At 45.4% G+C, this 26,720-nt stretch carries 21 protein-coding genes; 9 read left to right on the top strand and 12 right to left on the bottom strand.

Going from position 1 to position 26,720, the window contains the following annotated elements; all coding sequences use genetic code 11:
* Window positions 1-49: 49 nt before the first annotated feature.
* The gene (locus JFC06_RS08110) at window positions 50-604 is read right to left on the bottom strand and encodes a hypothetical protein (RefSeq protein ID WP_198334637.1); all 555 of its coding nucleotides are present in this window, start codon (window positions 602-604) and stop codon (window positions 50-52) included.
* Window positions 605-996: 392 nt separating this feature from the next.
* Between JFC06_RS08110 and dnaQ the strand changes: the two genes are divergently transcribed.
* The 8 genes from dnaQ (at window position 997) to JFC06_RS08070 (ending at window position 10,088) form a co-directional block, all read left to right on the top strand.
* Window positions 997-2,598, top strand: a complete 1,602-nt coding sequence (dnaQ, locus tag JFC06_RS08105) for a DNA polymerase III subunit epsilon (RefSeq protein ID WP_198334636.1) — start codon at window positions 997-999, stop codon at window positions 2,596-2,598.
* Window positions 2,599-2,744: 146 nt separating this feature from the next.
* Entirely contained in the window at window positions 2,745-4,427 is a 1,683-nt protein-coding gene (locus JFC06_RS08100; protein WP_198334635.1) for a hypothetical protein, read from the top strand.
* Window positions 4,428-4,564: 137 nt separating this feature from the next.
* Entirely contained in the window at window positions 4,565-5,515 is a 951-nt protein-coding gene (gene nudC, locus JFC06_RS08095) for an NAD(+) diphosphatase (protein ID WP_198334634.1), read from the top strand.
* 211 nt (window positions 5,516-5,726) lie between these two features.
* The gene (locus JFC06_RS08090) at window positions 5,727-6,560 is read left to right on the top strand and encodes an RnfABCDGE type electron transport complex subunit B (protein ID WP_198334633.1); all 834 of its coding nucleotides are present in this window, start codon (window positions 5,727-5,729) and stop codon (window positions 6,558-6,560) included.
* A 102-nt stretch (window positions 6,561-6,662) separates the two neighbouring features.
* Window positions 6,663-7,358 (top strand): endonuclease III, encoded by a 696-nt coding sequence (nth, locus tag JFC06_RS08085; protein ID WP_198334632.1) that lies wholly within the window; start codon window positions 6,663-6,665, stop codon window positions 7,356-7,358.
* A gap of 553 nt (window positions 7,359-7,911) precedes the next feature.
* Window positions 7,912-9,078: a methionine adenosyltransferase gene (gene metK, locus JFC06_RS08080; RefSeq protein ID WP_193005500.1), complete on the top strand. Its 1,167-nt coding sequence runs from the start codon at window positions 7,912-7,914 to the stop codon at window positions 9,076-9,078.
* A 72-nt stretch (window positions 9,079-9,150) separates the two neighbouring features.
* Entirely contained in the window at window positions 9,151-9,522 is a 372-nt protein-coding gene (locus tag JFC06_RS08075; protein WP_227670157.1) for a DUF3144 domain-containing protein, read from the top strand.
* 248 nt (window positions 9,523-9,770) lie between these two features.
* Window positions 9,771-10,088, top strand: a complete 318-nt coding sequence (locus JFC06_RS08070; RefSeq protein WP_198334631.1) for a hypothetical protein — start codon at window positions 9,771-9,773, stop codon at window positions 10,086-10,088.
* A 260-nt stretch (window positions 10,089-10,348) separates the two neighbouring features.
* Here JFC06_RS08070 and JFC06_RS08065 read toward each other — a convergent pair whose 3' ends face one another.
* The 10 genes from JFC06_RS08065 to JFC06_RS08020 all read right to left on the bottom strand — a co-directional run bounded on the left by JFC06_RS08065 (window position 10,349) and on the right by JFC06_RS08020 (window position 25,373).
* Entirely contained in the window at window positions 10,349-12,001 is a 1,653-nt protein-coding gene (locus tag JFC06_RS08065; RefSeq protein ID WP_193005461.1) for a BCCT family transporter, read from the bottom strand.
* Window positions 12,002-12,231: 230 nt separating this feature from the next.
* Window positions 12,232-13,875, bottom strand: coding sequence for a BCCT family transporter (locus tag JFC06_RS08060; protein ID WP_193005460.1), 1,644 nt, complete (start codon window positions 13,873-13,875; stop codon window positions 12,232-12,234).
* Between the two features lie 215 nt (window positions 13,876-14,090).
* Window positions 14,091-15,344: a PQQ-dependent sugar dehydrogenase gene (locus JFC06_RS08055; protein WP_198334630.1), complete on the bottom strand. Its 1,254-nt coding sequence runs from the start codon at window positions 15,342-15,344 to the stop codon at window positions 14,091-14,093.
* Window positions 15,345-15,536: 192 nt separating this feature from the next.
* On the bottom strand, window positions 15,537-18,134 hold the full coding sequence (gene clpB / locus JFC06_RS08050) for an ATP-dependent chaperone ClpB (protein ID WP_193005458.1): 2,598 nt from the start codon (window positions 18,132-18,134) through the stop codon (window positions 15,537-15,539).
* Between the two features lie 606 nt (window positions 18,135-18,740).
* The gene (locus JFC06_RS08045; RefSeq protein WP_198334629.1) at window positions 18,741-19,532 is read right to left on the bottom strand and encodes an SDR family NAD(P)-dependent oxidoreductase; all 792 of its coding nucleotides are present in this window, start codon (window positions 19,530-19,532) and stop codon (window positions 18,741-18,743) included.
* A gap of 37 nt (window positions 19,533-19,569) precedes the next feature.
* Window positions 19,570-21,273 carry an AMP-binding protein gene (locus tag JFC06_RS08040; protein WP_198334628.1) on the bottom strand — a complete coding sequence of 568 codons (1,704 nt, stop codon included), beginning with the start codon at window positions 21,271-21,273 and terminating at the stop codon, window positions 19,570-19,572.
* Window positions 21,274-21,523: 250 nt separating this feature from the next.
* Window positions 21,524-22,642 (bottom strand): DNA topoisomerase IB, encoded by a 1,119-nt coding sequence (locus tag JFC06_RS08035; protein ID WP_198334627.1) that lies wholly within the window; start codon window positions 22,640-22,642, stop codon window positions 21,524-21,526.
* Window positions 22,643-22,997: 355 nt separating this feature from the next.
* Complete coding sequence (gene ppnP, locus JFC06_RS08030; RefSeq protein WP_198334626.1) at window positions 22,998-23,282, bottom strand: pyrimidine/purine nucleoside phosphorylase; 285 nt, start codon at window positions 23,280-23,282, stop codon at window positions 22,998-23,000.
* Window positions 23,283-23,323: 41 nt separating this feature from the next.
* Window positions 23,324-24,419 (bottom strand): peptide chain release factor 2 gene (gene prfB / locus JFC06_RS08025; RefSeq protein WP_193005453.1). Its coding sequence is split into 2 segments (ribosomal slippage): window positions 23,324-24,346 and window positions 24,348-24,419, totalling 1,095 coding nucleotides; the frame shifts between segments, so codons are not numbered across the junction.
* 252 nt (window positions 24,420-24,671) lie between these two features.
* Window positions 24,672-25,373: an HAD family hydrolase gene (locus JFC06_RS08020; protein WP_193005452.1), complete on the bottom strand. Its 702-nt coding sequence runs from the start codon at window positions 25,371-25,373 to the stop codon at window positions 24,672-24,674.
* A 200-nt stretch (window positions 25,374-25,573) separates the two neighbouring features.
* On the opposite strand from JFC06_RS08020, the gene JFC06_RS08015 reads away from it, so the two are divergent.
* Entirely contained in the window at window positions 25,574-26,023 is a 450-nt protein-coding gene (locus JFC06_RS08015) for a hypothetical protein (RefSeq protein ID WP_198334625.1), read from the top strand.
* A 73-nt stretch (window positions 26,024-26,096) separates the two neighbouring features.
* Here JFC06_RS08015 and JFC06_RS08010 read toward each other — a convergent pair whose 3' ends face one another.
* Window positions 26,097-26,633, bottom strand: coding sequence for a gamma carbonic anhydrase family protein (locus JFC06_RS08010; RefSeq protein WP_193005499.1), 537 nt, complete (start codon window positions 26,631-26,633; stop codon window positions 26,097-26,099).
* Window positions 26,634-26,720 lie beyond the last annotated feature (87 nt).

The following is a 26,720-nucleotide window of genomic DNA, read 5'->3' as shown; positions in this document are numbered from 1 at the left end:
CTGAACTGTTGATAACAAATGACGCTGTACTCACGCCGGTAGTACTTATCTAAATACGCTCATCCACATCCTCAATAACAATATCGGCATGCGGGTTGGCTAAAATATCCGTATTGACGTCATCACACTCCACGCGATAGATGGTATTGGCACCGCGATAAATATAGGACAAATACTCACTGTCTAAGAGTGGGTCGATATTGGCGTAAACGGGTTTGACATGAGCCAGTACCAGTACTCGATCAGGCCGACCGATAACGGCGTCGACATGCTCTGGGTCAATAGAGAAAAATTGCGGCACCGCACTATTTTCAATCACCTCTAATGGCTCAGGATTGTCCCAAACACGTTTGGCACTTGCAGGCTCCTTCATTTGCATCACCCACGAGCCCTCCTGTTGACTGACTTTTATTTGGGCAGGCTCATCTTGACTTACCGTATAACACCCTTCAAAGACAGATAAGTCTGACGCCACCTCAACCACTTCTGCTTCAGGTTGCGTGTGACTCTCACTACAAGCAGTCAAAAACAGCGCGCTGCTTATCGCCATACTGACCATTAAGCGGGTCTGCCTTTTAGAAAAAACGTTTGAGCGTAAGGACATAATAGGGTTATCCTGCATGCATTAAAACTTTTGTGAAGGAAATTATCATTAAACAGTGGTGACAAAAACATGACGAGTAGCGTGACCGTTAGAGTGGTGTCAGTACAGTAAATGGCTACTGACTCGTTCAGCCAGACGACAGACCCACCTTGTTCGCAACCTAACCTATTTTAACAGAAAACCAAACAGTTACTATTATCATATAAGATGTGATGAGTGGTTTTGCGATTTTGCGCCCTGAGACGGCCGATATTCACGATAGCACTGTCCATATTAACAATAGATTTGTTATACTCAGGCCCAGCATATTAAGGGATGACTATCTTGAAAATAACGCTAAAGAATCTCTTTGCGCCACCCTCATTTATCATTTATTAGGTCAATAATTTGTTATGTCAGATAATCGCACCTCAGCGCAGCAGTTTAGCAAAAATAACGCGATGAATCCGTTGGCCGCCAAAGCAAATACGACGGTTGCTTATACAGATGGAGCCTGTAAAGGTAATCCTGGTGCGGGCGGCTGGGGCGCACATCTCATATTTAGTGACGGCAGTACGCAAGATTTATATGGCGGTGACAAAGAGACGACCAACAACCGTATGGAGCTGATGGGTGCGATAAAAGCACTGACGCATAGCCCACTTGCACAAAGACTTGAGATTTGGACCGACTCCAGTTATGTCAAAAAAGGCATTACCGAATGGATTGACGGGTGGAAAAAAAGAGGCTGGAAAACTGCCAGTAAAAAACCCGTGGCCAACCAAGACCTTTGGCAACAATTAGATGAGCTTTGTCGACAGCGTGATGTTGACTGGCATTGGGTAAAAGGACATGCTGGACACGCAGGCAATGAAAAAGCAGACGAGTTGGCCAATCTAGGCGTGACCTCTAACAGTGAGGACGCCTCAACTGCAGTATTGTCAGATGTTTCTAAAAAAAAAGCGCAAATAACGACTGATAAAGCCCCCACGGCTTCTAGCGATTCTAACGATGACTGGTTAAATTTTGACCCCTTAGGCTTTGATGTGGTGGACGATGAGCATGATGAAGAACCGTTAGAAAATCAGCACGATAATGTGCTAAGTCCAGCCACTACTATCAAAATCAATCGCTCTCAAAATGATGCGATAAAACCCATGTCAATGAGTACCACAGATATGCCAGAGACCCACGCACCAATGCCTGATACCACCCTAGATACCCCCACGCCAGACATGGCGACTGGTGCCACAAAGTTCGATGGTGATACTAGCCGTGCTAACCCACACTTTACCCCACTACTACCCAAGCCCATACACCGCCATGAAGCTGACCGCCAACTCATTATGGATACTGAGACCACGGGGCTTGATGCGCTAAAAGGCGATCGTATCATTGAAGTTGGTATTGTCGAGATGGTGGGACGCAAATTCACTGGCGAGAAACTACACGTTTATATCAATCCGCAGCGCGGTATGGATGATGAGGTTATTCGCATTCATGGCATCTCTGAGGCTTTTTTAGCAGATAAGCCCACCTTCGATCAAGTCGCGCAATCGCTGTATGACTTTATGGACGGCGCAGAAATCATCGCCCATAATGCCTCATTTGATATGAACTTCTTAAATATGGAGTTTGCCAAAGTCGGTATGCACGACTTCTCCGAGCGCGTACAAGTGACTGACTCGCTGGTGATGGCAAAGCAGCAGTACCCTGGGCAGAAGAACACGCTAGATGCCTTAGTACGCCGCCTAGACGTTGGTAAACAAGATCGTACCTTCCACGGGGCGTTACTTGACTCAGAGATCTTGGCTGAAGTTTATTTAGCGATGACGGGTGGACAAGTCACGCTTGCTATTGAAGAAGACACACAGACAGACGGCGGACAGACAGCGCATGCAAGCTTTGCCAATCTAGCGTCTCTATTACTAGAATCAACCACAGATGAGAGTGCCAACCAACACTGGTATAACGCCCTTGCAGAAGAGTATCCTGAGCTTAAAGCCAATATATAACCGTCATTTAAATAATTTACGACGTTGGTGTTTATACTATCGCCTTGATTATTGTTATATTAAGCGTTAAAACATCACTAATAAACGCTTTTTATGCCTCATTTAAACCATCGCTATTCGCATCAGTACCTTATGGAAAAACAACTATGGACCAGTCTGCGCAAATGAAGTTCACCGTCCCAACACTTAGTGTTACTGATTTTAATCTACCCTCACTACATTTGTTGCATGATGAGATCATCGTCACCCTGAAAGACACCGAGATTCACTTAAGTGAGTTTACTGATGATAGTAGTCAGGCACCTTTATTACTAGATTCTATTACGGTATTAAAGCAGCTGTCTTATATCTTTGAGCTGATCTCTTTGGTCGGTGCAAAAGTGTTAAATACCGCTATTGTGAAAGGACTACAACGCCTTTATGATAGTGGCGATAATAACGATGTCAACTTAATCATGGACTTATCAGAAGCCATCATGACGCTGGATCGTTATGTCGAGTTTGTGCTGTTGACAGAGTCGATAGAACCAACCTTGTTATTACCAGTTATTAATAAGCTCAATGCTCACGGGCAAGAGACTCCTATCACAGCAGACAATTTTTCTGCTTTTGGCAGCAGCAGCGTGGTTATTGCCAATCCTGAACAAAACTTCCAACCACTTAAAGCGCTCAACCTTGATAGTGAGTTGTTAACCGATGCTTACCGTAGTGGTCTTGGCGTCGCTCTGCGTCATCAGCAAGGTGACATCAGCCCAGATGATCAGCAAAAACTTGATGCTATGAGTGCAGCCTGTGCGTTGATAGCATCAAACACCAGCAGCCTGTTCTGGCAAGCGGCCAATGCGGCCGTCACAGATATCGCGGCTATGTTGCCGCTGAATCTGAGCCAAAAACATACTCTCATCTATTTAGAGCAGCAGTTCCAAAGCTACTTACCCATCATGGATAGGCGTTTTGCTGATTTGGTCAGCTTTGCCTGCCAGCGTGACCATGAAGAGGCACAGCGACTGCGTGAGCAATATGCCAATAATCATCTAGAAGGCCCTCAGCTCGAGCAAATGAAGCGTTTTTTGTTTGGTCCTAATCGTGTGCTTACCGATACGTTAAATACCATCATTCAAACCCAAATCAACACAATCAAGGAGCATGTAGACAGCTACGCGCGTGGTGATTCAATCAATCCAATCGATATGCAGACGACACAAATTATTGAAGAACTCACGGCATTGAGCTCCGCACTCCACTTGCTTGGTCTAACAAATGCCGCGAACAGCCTGAGCACCGCAGCAGACGCTGTCAGATATTGGCGAGCGCCCTCTTCTGATGAGTTTGACCACTTGTTACTGGCATTGATGCATGCAGAGAACGCGACCATCGCTATGGCCGAAATGCATACACCAGGGGCGATTTATTTGCCTTTAAACAATCCGCATATCTCATTGCATCAGCTCAATACTGCAAGCGACACCTTGATACAAGAAAGTCGTACCGCTATTGCCAGTGCCGAACAAGCCGTCAATGATTATTTGGCTGAGCCAGAGCGAGACATGCTCAATATCCAGAATATTCCTGAGATGATGCGCCAAGTTGCAGGGGCGGTACGCTTCTTACAACTGCCAACCGCTGCTAGTATGCTTAGCCAATTGGCCAACTATATTGAGCAACGTATCGAAGGCGGACGACGTATAGAAGATGACACGCTAGCCTACATCGCCGATGTCATGATGGCCGTCGACTATCATTTAGATGGTTTTGAGCACAATCGTCCTGTTAGCAAGCAGGCGCTTGATGTCGGTCAGCAGAGCTTAAGTCAGCTACTTGCTGCCTAATCACAGCGCCCTTCAGTGGCTATGACCACGGTGTTATGGTCAATTTTTTGCTGCCATAAATATTAATTTATCTTACTGTAAGCAAGTCTGTTTTTTATACGATACAGACTTGCCTTCAACGTTTTGGAACTTTGGGTATGGCCAGTGCTTTTGTGTTTAGTGATGACACCGTTTTATGCCAACAAACGCCAGACGGCTGGTGGCCACTGCAGGTTCAATTACCACAGACCCGTCCAAAACCAGATCATAGCGGACACCCGCAAGCTTATCAGGTGGGTCATGTCACCCTCCTCGAAAGCCTAGCGCCAAATCATTGGCTCTCTGATGGCTTGCCAGATGATTCAATAGACATTAAGCGTAAAATCAGTGTTATTAATACGTTCACAGCACAAGCTGCTAATGCCATTACGTATGACTATGCAGTTGCTCATAACGTGGCGCTCCCTCTTGTCGCTGAAAGCAGCGGAAATGTGTTTCTTCCTTATCGCCAGCTGATCACTCAGCTTCCTGTGGCTTTGACCACTCAGATTAGCCAAGCCATACAGTTATTGCGTTGGCAGACAGACACACGGTTTTGTAGTCGCTGTGCAGCCGCCGTCGTTCATGCAGACCGAGGTGAGCGTGCCATGGTTTGTCCAGTGTGTCGATTACGCCAATACCCTCGTGTCCAGCCTTGTGTCATCACTGCCATTACTCGTCCCAATCCACAGACGGGAGAAATGCAAGTATTGCTGGCACACCATCATCGCTATGGGGAGCAAACACTGCCACGACTATACGGTCTCATTGCAGGTTTCGTAGAAGTGGGTGAAAGCCTAGAGCATGCCGTAGTACGTGAAGTAGCAGAAGAGGTAAATATTAGCGTCACAGACATTCGCTATGTGAGCAGTCAGCCATGGCCATTTCCGTCTAATTTGATGCTTGGCTTCCGAGCCTCTTATGCAGGCGGTGACATTGTCATCCAAGAAGATGAGCTGTCACACGCTGATTTTTTTGACGTCTCAAACCTGCCCAAAATACCGTCAAAAGGTAGCATTGCTTATGAGCTGATTGCGCAGATTGCTCATGAACAAGGCATAACACTGTAATAAATAACACTTTAATCAACAGCAGCGCTTTAACGTTGTGGTTTGAACGTTATGTCTTTAAAATTACTGTTTTAGTTAAAATCGTTTTGCTGATTGAACATGCCTTTTGGCAACACGTTTCTGATACAAAACTCTGGTATCTCAGCCCTTTATTTTTATACTTATCATACTAATACCATCCTCTATTACTGGTATTAAGGTTATTAATGACATGCAAAATAGCACCAATATCCGCTTAGTCAATCTGCCAATATTGTTCGATACATTGAGCATTGAAACACTGCCCGCTGATACACAGGCAAAGATTTCACTCATTGATGCTTGCTTGCCGCAGACGCAGTGCGGGCTTTGTGAGCATCCAGATGGGTGCCTACCGTATGCCGCTGCCATCGTGCTCGATGACGAACCGTACAATAAGTGTGTCCCTGGCGGTCAGCCAGTGACCAATGCCATCGCTCAAATTGTTGCTCCTGATAGCGATAAAACGACGCTCAAAGCGGCGCCTTCGCAGTGGCCAATAGACGCGACATCTGAACGTCCTACCGAGGTACGCGCCGTTATCCGAGAAGATGATTGTATCGGCTGCACCAAGTGTATTCCTGCCTGCCCTGTTGATGCTATCGTCGGTACTGGCAAGCATATGCACACTATCTTTACGGATTTATGTACTGGCTGTGAGCTGTGTATCGCTCCTTGTCCTGTTGATTGCATTGATTTGGTCACGATAGAGCGTGAGCTTTCTACCTCTGAACGCGCAACCGAGCAAGAAGACTTAAGACAGCGCTATCACACGCATCTAAGACGCGTGACCGACCAGCTTACTGATAGTAGCAACAGTAGACCTGTGGTCAGTATGGTAGAAGCCAAACTGAATAATGCCGCCAGTCAATCTTTCAACATCAGTGAAGCGCAAGCAAAAAACACCATTGCAGCGGCCAAATTACGCACTAAGATTAAAAAACTAGAAAAACAGCTAAGTGTCCGAGCCAATGATAAAAAACAAGCGGAGCTTGACGCACTACAAGCAGAGCTCGAAAGTCTATAAGTAGCGCCTTCATTACGAGATTGATACTTTAATAAATCACACAGATAGTACATCTCGCCTATAATTTTGTATCACCACTCACTAACATAACAGCCAAACGCCATGAGTAAAACGGTCAAACATAAAACAGCCGACACACCGCCATCCAGACGCATGCCCAACCGTGATGTGCGTCCATTCTTTGAAAAGCTGGCAGAGACAATTAAGGAGCCTGTCACTGAGCTCAATTATGACAGTAATTTTGAGTTGCTTGTGGCGGTTATACTATCTGCACAGGCAACGGATGTGAGCGTCAATATTGCCACCCAGCAGTTGTACCCCGTGGCCAATACGCCTGAGGCGATACTGGCACTGGGTGAAGACGGATTAAAATCCTATATCAAAAATATTGGCTTATACAACGCCAAAGCCAAAAACGTCATCAAGACCTGCCGTGATTTGATCGAAAAGTTTGATAGTACAGTCCCCGATAATCGCAAAGATTTAGAATCACTGGCAGGCGTTGGACGAAAAACAGCCAATGTGGTCTTAAATACCGCCTTTGGTCAACCAACCATGGCGGTCGACACGCACATCTTTCGAGTAGGGAATCGCACTGGCCTTGCTACTGGGAAAAACGTACTCGTCGTTGAAAAAAATCTGGTCGAGCGTATTCCAGAAGACTTTATGGTTGATGCCCATCATTATCTTATTTTACACGGGCGCTATACCTGTCAAGCACGCACGCCCAAATGCGGCGCCTGCCCTGTCTATGGCGAATGTATGTTTAAAGATAAAGCGTCTTTTTTAGAGTTATAATGTGCCAACAGTCTTAACCCAACCATGAATCTCAGTAAGCCTTCATTAAATGCCAATGTTTGCCGATAGCAAATGCCTTGTTGAGCATTTCTTATAGTAAAGCAAGTGCTGCTCACTAGAGTTTTATGGTATTTCAAGGTAGAATAACCCTATTTTATGTCCAGACATTGTGACAATCACCATGATTATAATAAGGTGATGAGCACAACAGTGACGGTATTTTAGGGTTAATTTTGGCTTAACGCTCTACAATTAAAGCTAATTAGTAACGTTTCTATGCGCCTACTGGTTGACTAATCGCGAGAGTCCGTCTTAGTCAAATTTATCACTATAAAAAAGCATTCTTTAAATTTGTATCATTGCCAAAAATTTGAATAGCAAGCTAAACGAGTTTGAGACAGCTAGTCATATTTTTTGGGATTGGTTCTATTACCAAAATCTAGCAACACCAATTATCTGCCGAGCAACTGATTGCACGGCCAATATTAATCAAAGCGGCGCGCAGGCGTCATGCTTTTTCCTACCCTTATTGATTCAATTAAGCGATCCCATTATGCGTGAATACAACTTATTTACCTCCGAATCTGTGAGCGAAGGCCATCCTGATAAAATGGCTGACCAAATCTCAGACGCCATCCTTGACGCTATCTTACGTGAAGACCTACATGCACGCGTGGCATGCGAAACCTTGGTTAAGACGGGTGCGGTGATACTAGCAGGTGAAGTCACCACGACGGCAAATATCGATGTTGAGCGTATTGTGCGTGATACGGTGAATGGTATTGGCTATCATCATTCCGACTTAGGCTTTGATGGCGAGACTTGCGCAGTGATTAACATGCTTGGCAAGCAATCTCCTGAAATTGCTCAAGGGGTCGATCGCAGTGATCCTGAAGAGCAAGGTGCAGGCGATCAAGGTCTTATGTTTGGTTATGCCAGCAATGAAACTGAAGTACTAATGCCCGCCCCTATTGAATTCGCTCATCGCTTGATGGAGCGTCAATCTGAGCTGCGCCGCGCAGGTGAGCTACCTTGGTTACGTCCGGATGCAAAGGCGCAAGTGACGCTAAAATATGATGGTAATAAACCAGTGGCGATTGATGCCGTTGTGTTATCGACACAACATGATCCAAGCATCTCGCAAACGGATCTGCAAGAAGCCGTTATGGAGTCTATCATCAAGCAAGTACTGCCAGCGGATCTACTGCATGCTGGTACACGCTATCATATCAATCCAACGGGTAAATTCGTCATTGGCGGCCCTGTTGGTGATGCAGGATTGACGGGCCGTAAAATCATCGTTGATACTTATGGCGGTATGGCGCGTCATGGTGGCGGTGCATTTAGTGGCAAAGACCCTTCAAAAGTGGATCGCAGTGCCGCTTATGCCGTACGTTACGTTGCAAAAAATATCGTCGCAGCAGGACTGGCTGAGCGCTGTGAAGTACAAGTCAGTTATGCCATTGGGGTCGCTGAGCCAACCTCTATCTCTGTTAACACGTTTGGAACCAGCAAAATCAGTAATGATGAGATTATTCGTCTGATTCGCACGCATTTTGATCTGCGCCCTTATGGCATTACCCGCATGCTAAACTTACTGCAGCCAATGTATCAGCAAACGGCCACTTTCGGTCATTTTGGTCGCCCAGGCTCAGAAACTGCCTTTACATGGGAAAAAACAGACAAAGCTGAGGTCTTAAAAGCAGACGCTGGTTTATAACATAATCGTTTAAAACCATATGCAAATCGTCTTTATAAACTCAAAATCCCCGACACTTATTAGGAGTCGCTTATGTCTCAAGACAATATTCAAGACAGCAACACTCAAGACAACAATGTTGATACAAACATTGAGATCACCCCTGAAATGCAGGCATTTTATCAACGCGCTGATGCCATCATCGGTGTCGCCAACAGTCAGCTAGGACCAGAAGCACATTCAGGACAAGTAGGCGCTTCGCTATTGTACGCAGCAGCACGTTACAGTGCATCAGTCGCTTCTATCGGTTTTGTCAAAGGCGATGATTTTGCCAAAGAAAAAGACGATATCGTTGAGTTTTATGTCAAACAATATCGCCAAATGCTAAGCGACAACCTGACTGATTATGCGCAAAACTTTGATAAATATGTACAAATCAATCAAGACGATAAGTCAGCTGAATAAAACGTTCTAACGCGTTTGATACCTTACCGTTAAATCAGTGTTGCTATAATCGTAACATTAAAACCCAAGCTCTATACTGAGCTTGGGTTTTTTGGTTATCGTTTAAGATTTATTGACTTACTGTGCCTGACTATAGATAGCCATCTACAAATACGCTACTATAAATGCGAAATGGCACTTTATCAAAATATGAAAACTGCCTATCGACTATAGGATATTATTACACTCATTTATAAGGACATATCATTATGATCAACCTGCTCAAATCTTCATTGTTTGGCTTAACCCTGACAATGGCATTAGCAAGCTGTAGCTACCTGCCCAGCTCAGTGACGCCTGACACTACTCCTACCCAACCGACCAATACCCAAAATTCGCTACCTGACGGCCCTTTTACTCAGTGCCCCCCAGCTAGCTCTGCAGATACCATGTGTACCATGCAGTATGATCCAGTCTGCGTAAAAACTCAGGTTGGCTCAGTCATCAGCTATCGTACAGCAGGGAATGCCTGTTCAGCCTGCGGTAAACCTGAAGCAGTAGGCTATGTAAAAGGTGAATGTAACTAGTCTATAGCTGGTTCAATTTAAAAGTAATAAAGTAAATCTGGGATAAATCTTGCGTAGCCTCTGTCACGCCTGTGAACAGCAAACAAGAAAAATCTATTCCATTAGCACGGACATATTCACGTATCGATTGTATTTTTAACTGACGATATCTTAAATTGTCTAACCAGCCTTACTTTTTCGTTGGCTATCAAACGCCCATAAAAATACCCAGCTGATCATAAGCTGGGTATCTTATAGACATCAGATACAACGGCTAGCGTTTAGACGTCTTTTTCAAGCACAGGTGGCCCTTTTAACAAGTTTTCATCAGGAAACTCATTCGCTGAATTGTGTTCCGCCGATTCTTCAGTCGTGTACCACTGCTGGTTACGATACAAAATCAAGCGGTCTCGGCTCAGACCACGCAACAAAGAATACATCATAATCACAATAACAACAGCAAACGGAAATCCTGAAACGATAGACGCTGCCTGTAATGCGCCTAGACCGCCAGCTGCCAGTAATACCGCTGCAATCACCCCTTCCGTACCTGCCCAAAATAAACGCTGAATTTTTGGCGGATTGGTATCGCCCCCTGAAGTCAACATATCAATGACAAAACTAGCTGAATCTGAAGAAGTCACAAACCACAGTACAATCATCACAATAATCAATAATGATATCGCGTCTGTGAAAGGGTATAGCTCCATCAACTTAAAGATAGCACTACCCGTATCCGCTTTTACGGCTTCAACAAGACCTGGACTTGCCATGTCCGGAGTGATTGCTGCCATTAGCTCCATGTTGACTGCCGAGCCGCCAAAGGCAGTAAACCATATAAATAGGATCGTCACAGGGATCAGTAACACACCCAATATAAACTCACGAATAGTACGGCCACGCGAGATACGCGCGACAAACACACCAACAAATGGTGACCAGCTGATCCACCACGCCCAATAGAATATGGTCCAATATGACTGCCAGTTATCTTCACCCTCATACGACTCAGTCCACGTACCTAATGGAATGACTTGGTGCAGATAATTACCGACATTTTCAATAAAACTATTCAGTATGAACTGGGTAGGTCCTAAGATAATGACAAAGCTTAGGAGTACGACCGTCAAAAAGATATTGATATCACTTAAACGCTTGATTCCTTTATCCAGTCCCATCATCAAGGATAAAGCCGCAAGACCTGTAATGAGAGCAATCAAAACAATCTGAGTCGTAATACTATTAGGAATACCAAACAACGTATCAAGACCAGAATTGATCTGTAGTACGCCAAGACCCAGTGTCGTCACTACCCCAAACATCGTCCCAAAGACTGCTAGCGTATCGACGGTATGACCCATAGGTCCGTAGATTTTTTTACCGATTAAAGGATAAAGGGTTGAGCGGATGGCCAATGGCAAACCAACACGGTAGTGAAAATAAGCCAATGCCAAAGCGACGATGCCATAGATTGCCCACACATGAAAACCATAATGCAAGAATGAAATATTCATCGCAAGTTTGGCCGCTTCTATGGTCTGTGCCTCGCCCAGCGGCGGGGCCATAAAGTGATACAACGGCTCTGCTGTTCCCCAATATAGCAAGCCAATACCGATACCTGCCGAAAACAACATACCAATCCAAGACACTAAATTGTACTCAGGCCTCTCTGTCTGATGACCGAGCCTAATATCGCCGTAGCGACTAAATATCAAATACACACTCATCAGTAGGGCTAAATTAACCACCACAATAAAGAACCAACCAAAGCGTAAAGAAACAAATGCTTTTGCTTGGTTAAAGACGATCTCTGCTTGTTCGTTAAATAACGCACCAAAGATAATGAATACCACAATCAAAAGCGCTGACGTTAAAAATACAGGTTTGTTTACCCGCGGAAAAGGGCCTAAGCGGCCAACTTTTACATGATCCATAGGTATTTTCCCAAAAAAGTGCGCCACCATAACAAGGTCTGAGCCAATTATCAAATGTAACACCTTCAAAACAGAGTTTAATACCTAGAAATGATAAAGACTTATTGAATCTTATGTTAGCCAAAGCATCTTGATTTTCTGTAAAATCGTCTCAATCATTGCAATAAATAAGCCCCAATTTACGAATAAATTGGGGCTTATAGGAACGGCTTGACAGGCTGTTTTACTTATTAGTCACCTTTAACGATCTTAGGCGGCCCTTTTAGTAAATGCTCGTCAACGAACTCATTGGCCGAATTGTGATCCGCTGACTCATCCGTAATAAAGCTCTGCTGAGCGCGATACAAAATCAGACGATCACGACTAAGACCCCGTAATAACGCGTACATCATCACAAACACCACCAACGCAAATGGCAGTCCTGCTACGATGGCAGCCGCCTGTAGTGCCCCCAGTCCACCAGCCGCAAGTAAAATAGCAGCAATAACTCCTTCTGTCGTGGCCCAAAACAAACGCTGGATCTTTGGTGGATTGGTATCGCCACCAGCGGTCAACATATCAATGACAAAACTTGCCGAGTCTGACGACGTCACAAACCAAAGCATGATCATAACCACCACCAGTAACGTAATCGGTTTCGCCAACGGATAGTACTCGACCAATTTAAAGATGGCACTACCGGTATCTGCTTGTACCGCTTCAACCAGTCCTGGACTAATGCCCGTCACAGCAGAAGCAAGCTCCATATGAATCGCAACGCCACCAAAGGTCGTGAACCAAAAGAATAAAATCAGCATAGGGATCAGCAGCACCCCAAGTGTAAACTCACGAATAGTACGACCACGAGAGATACGGGCAATAAATATACCGACGAATGGGGCCCAACTGACCCACCATGCCCAATAAAATATCGTCCAACCACTCTGCCAATCCGTCCCACTATAAGACTCACCCCACGTACCTAGCGATACAACCGATGTGAGATAATTTCCAATATTTTCGATAAAGCTATCAAAGATAAAGAGTGTCGGTCCCAAAATGACCATGAATGCCAATAAAATGACCGTAAACCCAATATTAATGTCACTAAGACGCTTAATACCTTTGTCTAAACCCATCATGACAGAAGCCGCTGCAAGCGCTGTGATAAAAGCAATCAAAGCAAACTGCACAGTGATACTGTTAGGCAGACCAAACAGCTTCTCGAGTCCAGCATTGATCTGCATCACCCCAAGCCCAAGTGAGGTAACCACACCAAACATCGTCCCAAACACTGCCAAGATATCGACCGTGTGCCCCCATCGACCATAAATCCTTTTGCCAAGCAAAGGATATAGTGTCGATCGAATCGATAAAGGTAAGCCACGGCGGAAATGAAAATACGCTAAGGATAACGCCACAACCGTATAAACGGCCCAAGCGTGTAAACCCCAGTGCACAAATGAGATGTTCATCGCTTGCTTTGCTGCCGCCACTGTTTCTGCTTCACCCATTGGCGGTGCCATGAAATGGTACAGTGGCTCTGCGGTACCCCAGTAGACCAAACCAATACCAATACCGGCGGAAAACAACATGCCAATCCATGAAAACAGATTGTACTGTGGTCGCTCGGTTTGATTGCCTAACCGAATGTCACCATAACGGCTCATGGCTAAGTAAATACAGAGTACAAGCGCCACATTGACTAAGATAATAAAAAGCCAACCGAATTTATCGGTAATAAAATTTTGTAAGAAACTAAAGAGTGCCCCTGCTGTTTCGGTAAAAAATGCTCCGAAAATAATAAATCCAATAATCAACAGTGACGATGTAATAAACACAGGTTTACTCACCCGTGGAAAAGGGCCTAAGCGGCCAACTTTTACATGGTCCATTTTTTTATTAGCCTTAATTTTTTAGGAGACTAACCTTAACAAGGTAACTGACAACTATCAAATTTAATTCGAGTATTCACGAGTTCTCTATCGAGAGAACCCGCTTATATTATCCTTGCTATCTCAGACCATACATTACAAAAATAGAGTATCTGGGGAGGAGTACATCCGTAGCAGTCCACCTATCGAATTTTTAGCGGCAAATATAGCGTTGTCTATTTCGGTGACAGTCGTAACAGATTACTGTCGCTACCATCTTCTAACATCCACACCTGCCCATCTACTGCCAGTACACTACGAATACGCTCGCCCATATCATAGCGATAGCGCTCAGAAGCGGTGTTGTCATCATTCACATCAACCACAATAAGGGCTTTCGATGACAATCCACCCATCAGAAAATCACCGCGCCACGCTGGAAAGTCATTGTGCGTGCCAGCCGTATACTTGCTCATGGATGACGGGGAAATCACAGGCGTCCACGAAATCTTTGGCGCGGCAAATTTAGGATGCGTATCATGATCTGGGATTGGCGTACCTGAGTAATTGCGACCATTTGACACCACGGGCCAGCCATAATTATTACCGGACTCAATGAGGTTAAACTCATCGCCGCCCCTTGGACCCATTTCGTGCGCCCATAATCTGCCACTATCATCGAACGCCATGCCCAGTACATTACGGTGACCGATGCTCCAAAATTGAGCAACCACCTCATTGGAATTGTCTACAAATGGATTGTCTGCGGGCACCGAACCATCAGGATACAACCGAATGATTTTACCCAAATTCATGGACATATCTTGTGCTGGTTCTTTTTTTTGGCGTTCACCTGAGCTGATATATAAGTACTGACCATCAGGTGAAAAGAGTAAGCGGTGACTATAATGAGCTTGCCCTTTCACTTTTGGCTTCTGCTGCCAAATCGATGTAATCTCCTGCAAGCTTGGCGAACTGGTGTTTAATCCCGTCAATCTGGCTTTTATTACCTTGGCACCAAACTTATTGCGCTCGCCGCCTTTGCCCGCTTCTGCATAGCTTATATATAGGTTATTAGAAGTCGCAAAGTCAGGGGCAAGGATAATGTCTCCGAGACCGCCCTGCCCGCCATAGGCCACGTTCGGTACACCAGTGATGGCTGTCTTAACGCCTGTTGCGGTGTTGACCACAAACAACTCACCCGACTTTTGCGTCACAAGCAGTTTTAGCGGTTCATTGTCAAGCTTAGGGAGCGCCGTCATGGCCCAAGGCTCAGAAAAAGTAGCAACGGCTTTCGTGGTAAAGGCGGGTTTTTCAGAACTCATTGGTGAGTCTGTAGCAGAGGTTTTTACTTCTTTGTACTCTGTCGATTCTGCATTGGTGCTGACTGCCGATTGATTGGAGCAAGCGGCGTTACTAAACAAGAGCCCTGCTATGATGATCGGCAAGGTTAATGGCGCGCTTATATATTTTTTGGTAGATACCGTCATTTTTTCTTCTCCCTTTATTTTAAATTTGTCCCATTCATTTTACATTTGTACTGTTAAAGCCTATCTTATTTATAGCATAGTAACCGTGTCTAAACGGTAAAAATAATAGTACATCACACAAAAACCCCTTACCTGCGATAGCAAGTAAGGGGTTGATTTTCCTATTTAAAAACAGCCTTGTAGCGTTTAGTATTAGCTCATTCTAAGTTTGTCAAAAACCAGCTTATCATCCGCCCCAACATCGACTTTGATAATGTCACCGGCGACAAAATCACCCGCCAGCAATTTGAGTGACAATGGGTTTTCGATCTCTTGCTGAATGGCACGTTTGAGTGGACGCGCACCATATACAGGATCGTAGCCGACCGCCACCAGCTTGTTCATCGCATCGGCTGATAGTTCGATATCCATCTCACGCTCATGCAAGCGCTTGCGCAATCGATCCAACTGAATGTCAGCGATGCCTGCCATCTGTGACATACCAAGCGGATGGAACACCACAATCTCGTCAATCCGGTTGACGAACTCTGGGCGGAAATGCTGCCCCACCGACTCCATCACCTCAGCTTTGATATCATCATAGCTTTCACCAACCATCTCTTGGATTTTATGCGAACCCAAATTACTGGTCATGATGATAACCGTATTTTTGAAGTCCACCACGCGACCCTGTGAGTCCGTTAAGCGGCCATCATCCAATACTTGTAGCAAGATATTGAACACATCAGGGTGCGCTTTTTCAACTTCATCAAACAAAATCACACTATAAGGCTTACGGCGTACGGCCTCGGTTAATGCGCCACCTTCTTCATAGCCGACGTACCCTGGAGGCGCACCCACCAAGCGGCTGACGCTATGCTTCTCCATGTATTCACTCATGTCGATACGTACGATCGCATCTTCACTATCAAACAAGAAGTTCGCAAGCGACTTGGTCAACTCCGTTTTACCGACACCAGTAGGGCCTAAGAATAAGAACGAGCCTGACGGGCGATTGGGATCAGACAATCCTGCCCGACTACGGCGTACCGCATTGGCTACCGCTTCGACCGCCTCATCTTGACCAATCACACGCTCATGGAGTTTTTCTTCCATTGCGAGCATCTTGTCACGTTCGCCTTGCATCATTTTACTCACAGGGATGCCAGTCGCTGCGGCAACCACTTCAGCAATTTCATTGTCCGTGACTTTATTACGTAGCAGTTTCACAGAGCTGTCTTCACCTGTCTGCTCTTTTTGTTCCGCCAGATCAGACTCCGTAATACGGCGCTCTAACTGCGGAATGGTCTCGTACTGTAGCTTACTCATGGTCTCATAGTCGCCTTCACGACTGGCTTTATCATAAGCAATACGCGCTTTATCCAGCTCGTCTTTTAGCTGCTGACTGCCTTTGACGAGTGCTTTCTCTGCTTGCCAAATCTCGTTGAGATCAGCGTATTCTTTTTCTAGCTCTTCAATTTGCGCATCGAGCACTTTACGCTCTGCTTGTGCGCCCGCGTCTTCTTCATTTTTCAAGACTTCGCGCTGCATTTTCAGCTGAATCAAACGACTGTCCAGCTTACCCAATGCTTCAGGCTTGCTATCCATCTCCATACGTAAGCGGCTGGCTGCCTCATCAATCAAATCAATCGCTTTATCCGGTAGCTTACGATCGGTAATATAACGATGACTCATACGAGCGGCCGCAATAATCGCGCTGTCCTGAATATCAACCCCATGATGCAGCTCATAACGCTCTTTGAGACCACGTAAAATCGCAATAGTGTCTTCAACTGTTGGCTCATCGACCATGACTTTTTGAAAACGACGTTCAAGCGCCGCATCTTTTTCGATATATTGGCGATATTCGTCCAATGTCGTGGCACCAACGCAATGCAGCTCACCACGAGCAAGCGCTGGTTTTAGCATATTGCCCGCATCCATCGCGCCATCTGACTTGCCAGCCCCAACCATCGTGTGCAGCTCATCAATGAACAAGATGACATTGCCTTCTTGCTTGGCCAAGTCGCTGAGCACTGCTTTGAGACGCTCTTCAAACTCACCGCGGAATTTTGCGCCCGCAATCAATGCCCCTAAGTCAAGCGACAGCACTTCTTTACGGCGTAAACCTTCGGGTACATCGCCATTGATGATTTTTTGTGCCAAGCCTTCAACGATAGCCGTTTTACCAACGCCTGGCTCCCCAATCAGCACAGGATTGTTTTTGGTACGACGGGAGAGTACTTGAATGGTACGGCGAATCTCTTCGTCACGGCCAATCACGGGGTCAAGCTTTCCCTGCTCCGCCTGCTCAGTCAGGTTGATCGTATATTTATTCAACGCATCTCGCTGATCTTCAGCATTTTGATTGTTCACTGTCTCATCACCACGCAATTGCTCAATGACCGCTTTTAATTTGCTCGCCGTCACGCCAGCACTTTCAAATATTTTTTTGGTTTCGCCTTGCTCAGCGAGTGCCAACATCACCCACTCAGTAGCAATAAAATCATCACCTTCTTTTTGTGCTTGGCGATCTGCTAAGTTTAGAATTTTTACTGAGTTTGGGTTTAAATTAACGTCGCCTGTCGGCTCGCTAATCGTTGCTTGATTGTCCAATGCCTTTGCCACGCCATTCTTTAACGCTGGGATAGAGGCGCCCGCTTGTTGGCAAATAGACAAGTTGGATTCATCTTGTAGCAATACAGCCAGCAGGTGCACAGGATCTATGCCGGTATGATCGCGGCCTAACGCTAGGCTTTGTGCTTCTTGAATGGCAGATTGCAGTTTTTGGGTAAACTTTTCGAACCTCATTATGGTGTCCTTTTATAATTAGTATTTTTAGTCAGTTGATATGAAATAAGATACTGGAAATACGGTATTTATCACCAATTTTCACAAGTATCCATCACTATTAGCTGTTATCTATATAGGGGGTAACGTGCCAGATTTCAACTCATCTATATAAGCTGTCAACCATAAACAATGACTTATTAGTAAGTAGCAAAAAAACCATTGCTTCGTGGTCTTGTTGCATAGCCTTGTTTCATGGCACATAAACCCCTACTAATTGTGATGATATCATCATAGAACATTAATAGGCACATTAAGCAGGTATTTCAAGAGTATAAATTAAAAACAGTGAGAAGAAGGTTTACTCAATACTATAGAGAAAATAAAGCGTTGATTTAAGAGAAGATCTACCAAAAACTTTGGATAGCAGTTTGGCGCTTATAGGTAAAAAACTGTGTGTATAGGTAAGAAGCTGCGTATAAAAAATGACACAGGCTTGGAGCTTTATCATTAACCCGTGCGGCAGTTAATCATAATATCTCAAAGCGCTATGTCAGTCTTTGTACAAAAGTGTTGAATAAGACAAGAAAGATAAACTCAAAGGGAGTTGGCAGTGCTTAAAAAGCACTACACCATACGAATCGCTCCGTCTAGACGAATAACCTCACCGTTTAGATAAGCATTGTCAATGATGTGGGTGACCAATTTGGCAAATTCATTTGGATTACCTAAACGCTTAGGATAAGGCACACCTGCCTCTAATTGCTCACGCGCTTTTTCAGGGATACTTTGCATCATCGGAGTAGCAAAGACACCTGGTGCGATGGTCATGACACGGATACCATGACGCGCAAGCTCACGAGCAAGCGGTAAGGTCAAACCAACCACGCCCGCTTTGGACGAAGCATAACTGGCTTGACCCACTTGACCATCAAAGGCTGCGATAGAAGCTGTGTTAATAATGACACCCTGATCGATATTATTTTCTACAGTGGCTCCTGCATGACTATCATGAGCCACACGCTTCGCAATACTGGCCGCGACCAAACGCGCGACGTTAAAAGAACCCACAAGGTTGATATTCACCCCGCGACTAAAGGACTCAAGATCCGCTGGATTATTGTCACGATCCAGCAGCTTTTGCACGACGGCGATACCAGCGCAATTAACCGACCCTTGCAGGCCGCCAAACGCTTTTTCAGCCATCTCAATTGCCGCTTGCACCTCATCGCCACGGGTCACATCACAACGGACAAAACGCGCTCTATCACCCAGCTCATCGACCAATGCTTGCCCAGCAGAGTCATTGAGATCAGCGATAACGACGTTGCCGCCTTGAGCAATGATGGCACGTACCACTGACTCGCCAAGACCCGATGCGCCACCTGTCACCAAAAAGCTGTGTTGTTCAATTTGCATGATTGTTCCTTACTTTTTTATTTTGAGTTGATTGTGTCTACGCCGCAGACAAACTGCGCAGTAAAAAGCGCTGAATTTTGCCACTGGGTGTCTTTGGTAACTCTGCCACAAACTCAACCTCACGCGGATAAGCATGAGTCGACAAACGTTTGCGTACGAGATCTTGAATTTGCTGAGCAATCTCGTCACTACCCACGATGCCCTCTTTTAGTACCACATAAGCCTTGATGGTATGCCCACGCACCTCATCTGGCACACCCACCGCAGCTGACTCTGCGACTGCCTCATGCTCTAACACGGTGTTTTCGACATCGGTGGGACCCACGCGGTAGCCTGCTGTAATGATAATATCGTCATCGCGCCCTGAGAACCAGTAGCTGCCATCACTATGACGCTCGACCACATCACCCGTTAGGTAGTAGTCACCAGCAAACGCCTGCTTTTCATTCCAGCTATAACCACGGAAATAAAACGCGGGCGATTGACTGACCACAACGGCCAACTGCCCTTGCTCCCCATCAGGCAACACATTCAAATCATCATCTAGTACCACGAGTGTATGCCCAGGTAGCGCCATACCCATCGAACCCACTGGACAGTCATGTGCCAGTGCATGATGCTCACAGCACGTCATGCCAGTTTCTGTTTGACCGTACTGATCACACACCTTGCAGTTTAAGTAGGTTTCAACCCAATTAACTACCTCGGTATTTAAAGTCTCTCCTGCTGAGTTGGCGCAGCGTAGCGACAGCTTGGCATTGGCCTCGTCATGAACGTTCTCAAATACGCCACTAGACTTCATCATGCGAAACGCGGTTGGTGAAGAGGCCAAGTTGGTAATCTGATGACGCGCCATAAAGTCACGAGTATTGGTCGCATCAAACCCAGCTTCATTGAAATAAGTAGTGACGCCCAATAATAACGGCCCTGTGATGGCATAGTACAACCCATATGCCCAGCCTGGATCTGCCATGTTCCAATAGTGATCCTCTTCGCGTAAGTCAATGGCATAACGCATATACAAATAAAAGGCAGGTAACGCTGCCAATGGGACGCTGACGCCTTTAGATTTCCCCACCGTACCCGAGGTAAACATCTGCAAAAATGGTGCATCAGTATCGAGCAATACAGGCTCTATAGTCTGCGACTGTGCAGCCACTGACTGGCTATAGTGATCATCGCCCCATGTTTGCGCGTCTGCTGCCTCGCCTACCAATACCATTTTGGTTTGCTCAGCCAAGTCTTCAAATTTGCCGCGATTATCGACATTGGTAAAGACGACTTTGGTATCGGCCTTGTCCATCCGGTACTTGATAGAGTCGTAGCCAAAAGCGGTAAATAGTGGCTGATACACGGCGCCGATACGCCATATTGCTAGTACGACGGTCAACAGCTCAGGCGTACGTGGTAGCATGGTCGCCACCTTATCGCCCGCTTTTACGCCATAAGACTGTAATAAGTTGGCAACTTGCGCACTTGCCTGATCCAGCTCAGCAAAGCTCATGCGCGTCACATTGCCCGCTGTATCTTCATGTACCAGCGCGATACTATCAGCGCGGCCATCGCGTACATGACGGCCACAACAAGCCATATAGGCATTTAGGCGATCGTCTAAGTGCTCACCAAAGATTTCCATCAACAGTGTATTCATGTCGAAATTATTATAATAATCGGTATAATTTTTTGGTGTGACTGAAGACTCTGCATCGGTAACAGTAGAGGTTTGAGAGGTGGTGTTCATAAGCTAATCCTTTAGCAATAGCAGGTAACGGTTAAGATGGGGTGATGATGGTAAGACGGTCACATCCTATGCCCGTTTGATAGATTCGTATTTAACGTGCTCTATTAGTAACGCATTTCTATAATTATTTCAATACATAACGTATCATTTTTATTTTGTCATCCTATGTGGTTGATAAAACTTATTCATGGATAGGTAAAAGAATATGTCTAAACGCGCAAATCTGGTGCTTTAACACCCTACGCATGCCTTAAACGTCAGCAAGCAAAAACCCAAGCAGCGCTTTCTCTTCGCAGTTTTGGTATTGATTGGTATGGCCACGGCGTGCCTGTTTATAAGGCTCGAAAAATTGCCCTGCTAAAAATCGCTCAATAATCCTAGGATTAATATAAGAGGCGCGGCAGACAGCTGGCGTATTGCCTAGCGCTTCTGCCACACTTTTCACCATATCAGTGATCAGTTGTTGGCGCTCATTGCTGTTGGGCGCGCTGGCTAATATGGCTTTGCCTGCGGACGTTTGCAGTTCATCATACAAGTGACTGGCCGCCAAAACACTGGCCATCCACGTACGAAAATCCTTTGCACTGTACATCTCGCCACTGCTGTCATTGGTGCAAATGTGTGTCCGTAGATACTCATTGATGTCGGCGCTATCGACGACTTGCTTGTGACCATGCTCATCCAAATACTTAAAAACCTGATAGCCTGGCAAATCAGAGCACGCTTGTACAATCTCAATCAAACGCTCATCTTGCAATTCAACGTGATGCTCCTTGGCACTTTTACCAACGAAATCAAACGCCAGACCCGTGTCCGTTTCACTCACATGCTTACTCCGTAAGGTACTAAGACCGTAGCTTTTATTCAGCTTGGCATAACGGCTATTGCCGATACGTATCAAGGTGGTCTCTAATAATTTGACCACCGCCGCGAGGACGTTTTCTCGTGACAGCGACGTCGCCTCCAAGTCTTTTTCAACTTGAGCACGCAAGTTTGGCAATGCCTCTGCAAAACCTATCATTGCATCAAACTTGGCTTGGTCGCGTACGCGATCCCACTCTGGATGATACAGATACTGTTTACGTGCTTTCTCATCGCGTCCCGTCGATTGCAGGTGACCTTTTTCGTCTTGGCATATCCAAACCTCTGTCCACATGGGCGGTATTACCAGCGCCTCAAATCGCTGACGCAGTGCTTTGTCTTTCACTGTTTTGCCAGTCGCGTCACGATAGGTAAAACCGCGCCCCCAACGCCTGCGCTCGTAGCCTGGCTCATCATCACTAACATAGCGTAAATTTGCTAGCCGAGCCAAGTGTTCATAATCATGGCGCACATCTTGCTTGCCCGTTTGCTCATTTGCTTTGGTCATAAAAACACTCGTTTGAGACATTAGACGTTTTAGCTTAATAAACGACGGTTTTTTTTGCTGTTTATTTGCCACGGATAAAGTGTAATTCTCTGTAAAAACCTATTTTAACAATTGGCGCTAATCTTTGGAGGCTTTCACATTAGTATTAAAAAAAACGCCAAGCGATAAACACTTGGCGTTGATTGTATTAAGTACAGCTTTAACCTAAAAACGCTACCGTCAGCACAAATAGCGTGGATACGCTAATATTGACGCGCTGCTGGAATACATTTTGCGCAGCCTCTGTCAGCGTAGACAAAGTAAGCAAGTAACCTTTATTTCAGCAGCTATGTATCATTTTTATAGTGAATTAACGTTATTTACCATAAACGCATAAGTAAGCCGTTTCTACGTCGACTTTGACGTTGAAGGTTTTGTTGGCATCAACGGTAAACTGCTCGCCAGCATTAAACGTTTGCCACTCGTCACTTTCCGGTAGCTTGACGGTCAAGGCTCCGCTGACCACACTCATGGTCTCAAATTCACTGGTGCCAAATTCGTACTCACCAATTTCCATCACCCCAACGGTAGCCGGTTTGGTCGCTGTTTGAAAGGCGATAGACGTTACTTTATTGTCAAAATAATTGTTCACGCTTAGCATAATGTGTCCTTAATGAGATTTTAAATGTTTCAAAGTTATTTTTACAGACCTGCTTTTAAACTCGCTTCAATAAATTGATCAAGGTCACCATCTAACACGGCACCCGTGTTAAAGGTTTCAACGCCCGTACGCAAGTCTTTGATACGCGAGTCATCCAGTACATAAGAGCGTATTTGACTGCCCCAGCCTACGTCAGATTTATTGTCTTCGACCGCTTGCTGTTTTTCCATGCGTTTTTGCATCTCAAGCTCATAGAGCTTAGCACGTAGCATCTTCATCGCGGTGGCTTTGTTGCCGTGTTGGCTACGCTCGTTTTGGCAGGTCACTACCACGCCTGAAGGCTCATGGGTGATACGAACAGCAGAGTCAGTGGTGTTCACGTGCTGACCACCGGCACCTGATGAGCGATAAGTATCGATGCGTAAATCCGCTGGATTGATATCAATCTCGACATTATCATCAATTTCAGGAGACACAAAAACCGCAGCAAATGACGTATGACGACCATTGTTACTATCAAACGGTGACTTACGGACGAGACGATGCACGCCAATCTCGGTACGAAGCCAACCAAAGGCATAGTCGCCCTTAATCTCAATCGTCGCTGATTTAATCCCAGCAACACTGCCTGCCGATACTTCTATCACATCCACCTTAAAGCCATGTGCTTCGGCCCAGCGTGTATACATCCGCAGCAGCATCTCTGCCCAGTCTTGCGCTTCGGTGCCGCCACTGCCCGACTGAATGTCCAAATAGCAATTGTTCGGATCCATCTCACCGCTAAACATACGGCGAAACTCTAAATCAGCCACGCGCGTCTCAGCGTGATCCAGCTCCGCTTGCACATCGGCAAGTAGCGATTCATCTTCAGCTTCTACCGCCAGCTCAAGCATGGCAGACGCATCTTCTAGCGTGGTTTCAAGAGAGACCACCACATCGATGACCCCATCAAGATGACTTTTTTCTTTATTAATCTTGGTCGCACGCTCTGGATCATTCCAAAGCTCAGGGTTTTCTAATTCTAAATTGACTTCTTCTAGGCGTTCTTGCTTACCATCGAAGTCAAAGATACCTCCGCAAGTCCTGTCCGCGCTCAGACAAGTCTTTGATTTTTTCTTGATACGGGTTGATTTCCATAAATAGTCCTGTGCTTTTTTAATAAAAATAAATAACTATAGTCGGTACAAAATAAAATTGATACGTAAATAGTGACGCGCTGCTGACATAAATGTTGCGCAGCCTCTGTCAGCGTAGACACAGCACGCAAGTAACATTTATATCAGCAGCTATGTTGTATCCTGTTGATAGTGAATGAACGCTAGGGCGCTAGTTTAAATTAGATTGACGCTAAATAGTTGGCTAATTGTGACTCTCCCCACATTAAACACCCTATAGTGACCAATCCTCCACTGCCCAGCGATGCGCTAAGGCATGCGCATGTAGTGCCTCATCAGGTGACACACAGACCGCCACATCGGCCCATTCCAATAATGGAATGTCATTTTTAGAGTCTGAATACGCATAAGTCTTCTCAAACGTTATGCCAGCCACTTGCTGCTTATTTAGCCACTTATCTAAATGATATATCTTACCTGCTTGAAAATTTGGTTTATCGGTGAGCTTACCCGTATAACGCTCATTTTTTATTTCCAGCGGCGTTGCCAATACATTGGCTTTTGCAATACCAAACCGTTTGGCAATCGCAGACACCACAAAATCATTGGTGGCAGAAATAATCACCACATCGTGCCCTTGCTCGATGTGCTGACAGAGCACCTCCATCGCTTTTGGGCGGATATGCGGCTCAATCTCAGACTTGATATAGTCTTCTCTTAGCTCATCAAGCCGATCCAACGGCAAGCTACTCAAAAACTGCGCGACAAATTCGTTGTATTCTGTCGCATCCAGTGTGCCTTCGATATAGTCTTGGTAAAACTTCTGGTTGGCCGTGCGATATTCGGCTTCGTCGACGAGGTTATGCTTGACGATATATTCGCCCCACAGATAGTCGCTATCGACATCGAGCAACGTATGGTCTAAGTCAAAAAGTGCCAGTTCTTTTTGCGCATTTTGGAATTGTGTCGCCTGCATAGAGGTGCCTTAATTTTGTTTATTAAAGAGTGGTATTTTTAATACAAACCATGTTTGTTATAAACGGTTTGGAAAACAGAAACGGTGGTTTTATGAATAAAAAATTTGATGAGTAAGCTTTCAAAACGCTACTGCTTGCCAAGCAACATTATGGTAGCTTACTGTATCTAGCATATTGAATAAAAAGCTCAGAGAACCCTATGCCATCGCCTAATAATAAAACCGATTTGCCGAATAAACCACGTCGACCTGCTCGCTCAATCAGAGAAATCAGACAGCGGCAGTTAGGTAACCGTTATCAGTCACCCTTAGACCGTATGCTTTATGCACTCTTGAACGGAGTCATGTATGGCTTTGGCGGTTTGCTGATCGATCTGGCCATTGTGGTCATTCGCTCAATAGTTGGTATTGGTAACGGCGAGATTTTTTGGTTGTTCACGCCTTTTATGTTGCTACTTGGCGCTTTAATGGGGTTCATCGTTGGCAAATCCGCTGGGGCAGAAAGCATTAACGCACTAAATATCGATGAAACAGCCAATAACAATAATTATCTCAACAACTACTCTGTACGCCATGATATTTTTCGCGGACTTATCATTGGCATTATCATTTTTGCCATTATTTGGCTGGTGATGATGCTGATGACTTAACGCCTAAAAAATATAAAAAGATCGCCCAATATCACCCACTCACTTTTTATACGACTCCGCTATTGGCTAACGCTTAGCTTGGCATGGCGATTTCTTTTAGGCCCGTTTTGAACTTCTGGCAGCGCTCAGCATAGTGCTCCGCTGACATTCTCAACATAGCAGCTTGCTCATCGGTCAGTGTTTTGACGACTTTGGCAGGCGAGCCCATGACAAGAGAATTATCGGGAATCTCTTTACCTTCGGTGACCAAAGCATTGGCACCAATGATACAGTTTTTGCCAATTTTGGCATGGTTTAGCACGATCGCCCCAATACCGATCAAACTATTATCGCCGATTTCGCAGCCATGGAGCATCGCTAAATGACCAATGGTGACATAGTTGCCAACTTTTACCTCAATACCCGCATCGGTATGGATAACGCTGTTTTCCTGCACGTTGCTATAGTCACCAATGTGGACGCGTTCGTTATCACCGCGAATCACTGCGCCAAACCAAACACTGGCTTGATGACCCAAATATACATCACCCATCACTTGAGCTGAGTCTGCCACCCAACCGTTAAATGGCACGGCAAATTCAGGCACTTTGTCTAAATACTGATAAATCATAGTTTTTTCCTCATTAAGGATAATGGGCTTTTTTGACATACTCCCACCACTTTCGCCGCGCTCAAATGGGGGATTCTAAAAGCGTTA

It is taken from the genome of Psychrobacter namhaensis, from assembly GCF_016107545.1.
GTDB classification, from domain to species: domain Bacteria; phylum Pseudomonadota; class Gammaproteobacteria; order Pseudomonadales; family Moraxellaceae; genus Psychrobacter; species Psychrobacter namhaensis.
This window is presented reverse-complemented; position numbering and strand designations above follow the sequence as displayed.

Coding starts and splice junctions, on each gene's coding strand:
- JFC06_RS08110 (WP_198334637.1), bottom strand. CDS start 604: ATGTCCTTACGCTCAAACGTTTTTTCTAAAAGGCAGACCCGCTTAATG.
- dnaQ (WP_198334636.1), top strand. CDS start 997: ATGTCAGATAATCGCACCTCAGCGCAGCAGTTTAGCAAAAATAACGCG.
- JFC06_RS08100 (WP_198334635.1), top strand. CDS start 2,745: ATGGACCAGTCTGCGCAAATGAAGTTCACCGTCCCAACACTTAGTGTT.
- nudC (WP_198334634.1), top strand. CDS start 4,565: ATGGCCAGTGCTTTTGTGTTTAGTGATGACACCGTTTTATGCCAACAA.
- JFC06_RS08090 (WP_198334633.1), top strand. CDS start 5,727: ATGCAAAATAGCACCAATATCCGCTTAGTCAATCTGCCAATATTGTTC.
- nth (WP_198334632.1), top strand. CDS start 6,663: ATGAGTAAAACGGTCAAACATAAAACAGCCGACACACCGCCATCCAGA.
- metK (WP_193005500.1), top strand. CDS start 7,912: ATGCGTGAATACAACTTATTTACCTCCGAATCTGTGAGCGAAGGCCAT.
- JFC06_RS08075 (WP_227670157.1), top strand. CDS start 9,151: ATGTCTCAAGACAATATTCAAGACAGCAACACTCAAGACAACAATGTT.
- JFC06_RS08070 (WP_198334631.1), top strand. CDS start 9,771: ATGATCAACCTGCTCAAATCTTCATTGTTTGGCTTAACCCTGACAATG.
- JFC06_RS08065 (WP_193005461.1), bottom strand. CDS start 12,001: ATGGATCATGTAAAAGTTGGCCGCTTAGGCCCTTTTCCGCGGGTAAAC.
- JFC06_RS08060 (WP_193005460.1), bottom strand. CDS start 13,875: ATGGACCATGTAAAAGTTGGCCGCTTAGGCCCTTTTCCACGGGTGAGT.
- JFC06_RS08055 (WP_198334630.1), bottom strand. CDS start 15,344: ATGACGGTATCTACCAAAAAATATATAAGCGCGCCATTAACCTTGCCG.
- clpB (WP_193005458.1), bottom strand. CDS start 18,134: ATGAGGTTCGAAAAGTTTACCCAAAAACTGCAATCTGCCATTCAAGAA.
- JFC06_RS08045 (WP_198334629.1), bottom strand. CDS start 19,532: ATGCAAATTGAACAACACAGCTTTTTGGTGACAGGTGGCGCATCGGGT.
- JFC06_RS08040 (WP_198334628.1), bottom strand. CDS start 21,273: ATGAACACCACCTCTCAAACCTCTACTGTTACCGATGCAGAGTCTTCA.
- JFC06_RS08035 (WP_198334627.1), bottom strand. CDS start 22,642: ATGACCAAAGCAAATGAGCAAACGGGCAAGCAAGATGTGCGCCATGAT.
- ppnP (WP_198334626.1), bottom strand. CDS start 23,282: ATGCTAAGCGTGAACAATTATTTTGACAATAAAGTAACGTCTATCGCC.
- JFC06_RS08020 (WP_193005452.1), bottom strand. CDS start 25,373: ATGCAGGCGACACAATTCCAAAATGCGCAAAAAGAACTGGCACTTTTT.
- JFC06_RS08015 (WP_198334625.1), top strand. CDS start 25,574: ATGCCATCGCCTAATAATAAAACCGATTTGCCGAATAAACCACGTCGA.
- JFC06_RS08010 (WP_193005499.1), bottom strand. CDS start 26,633: ATGATTTATCAGTATTTAGACAAAGTGCCTGAATTTGCCGTGCCATTT.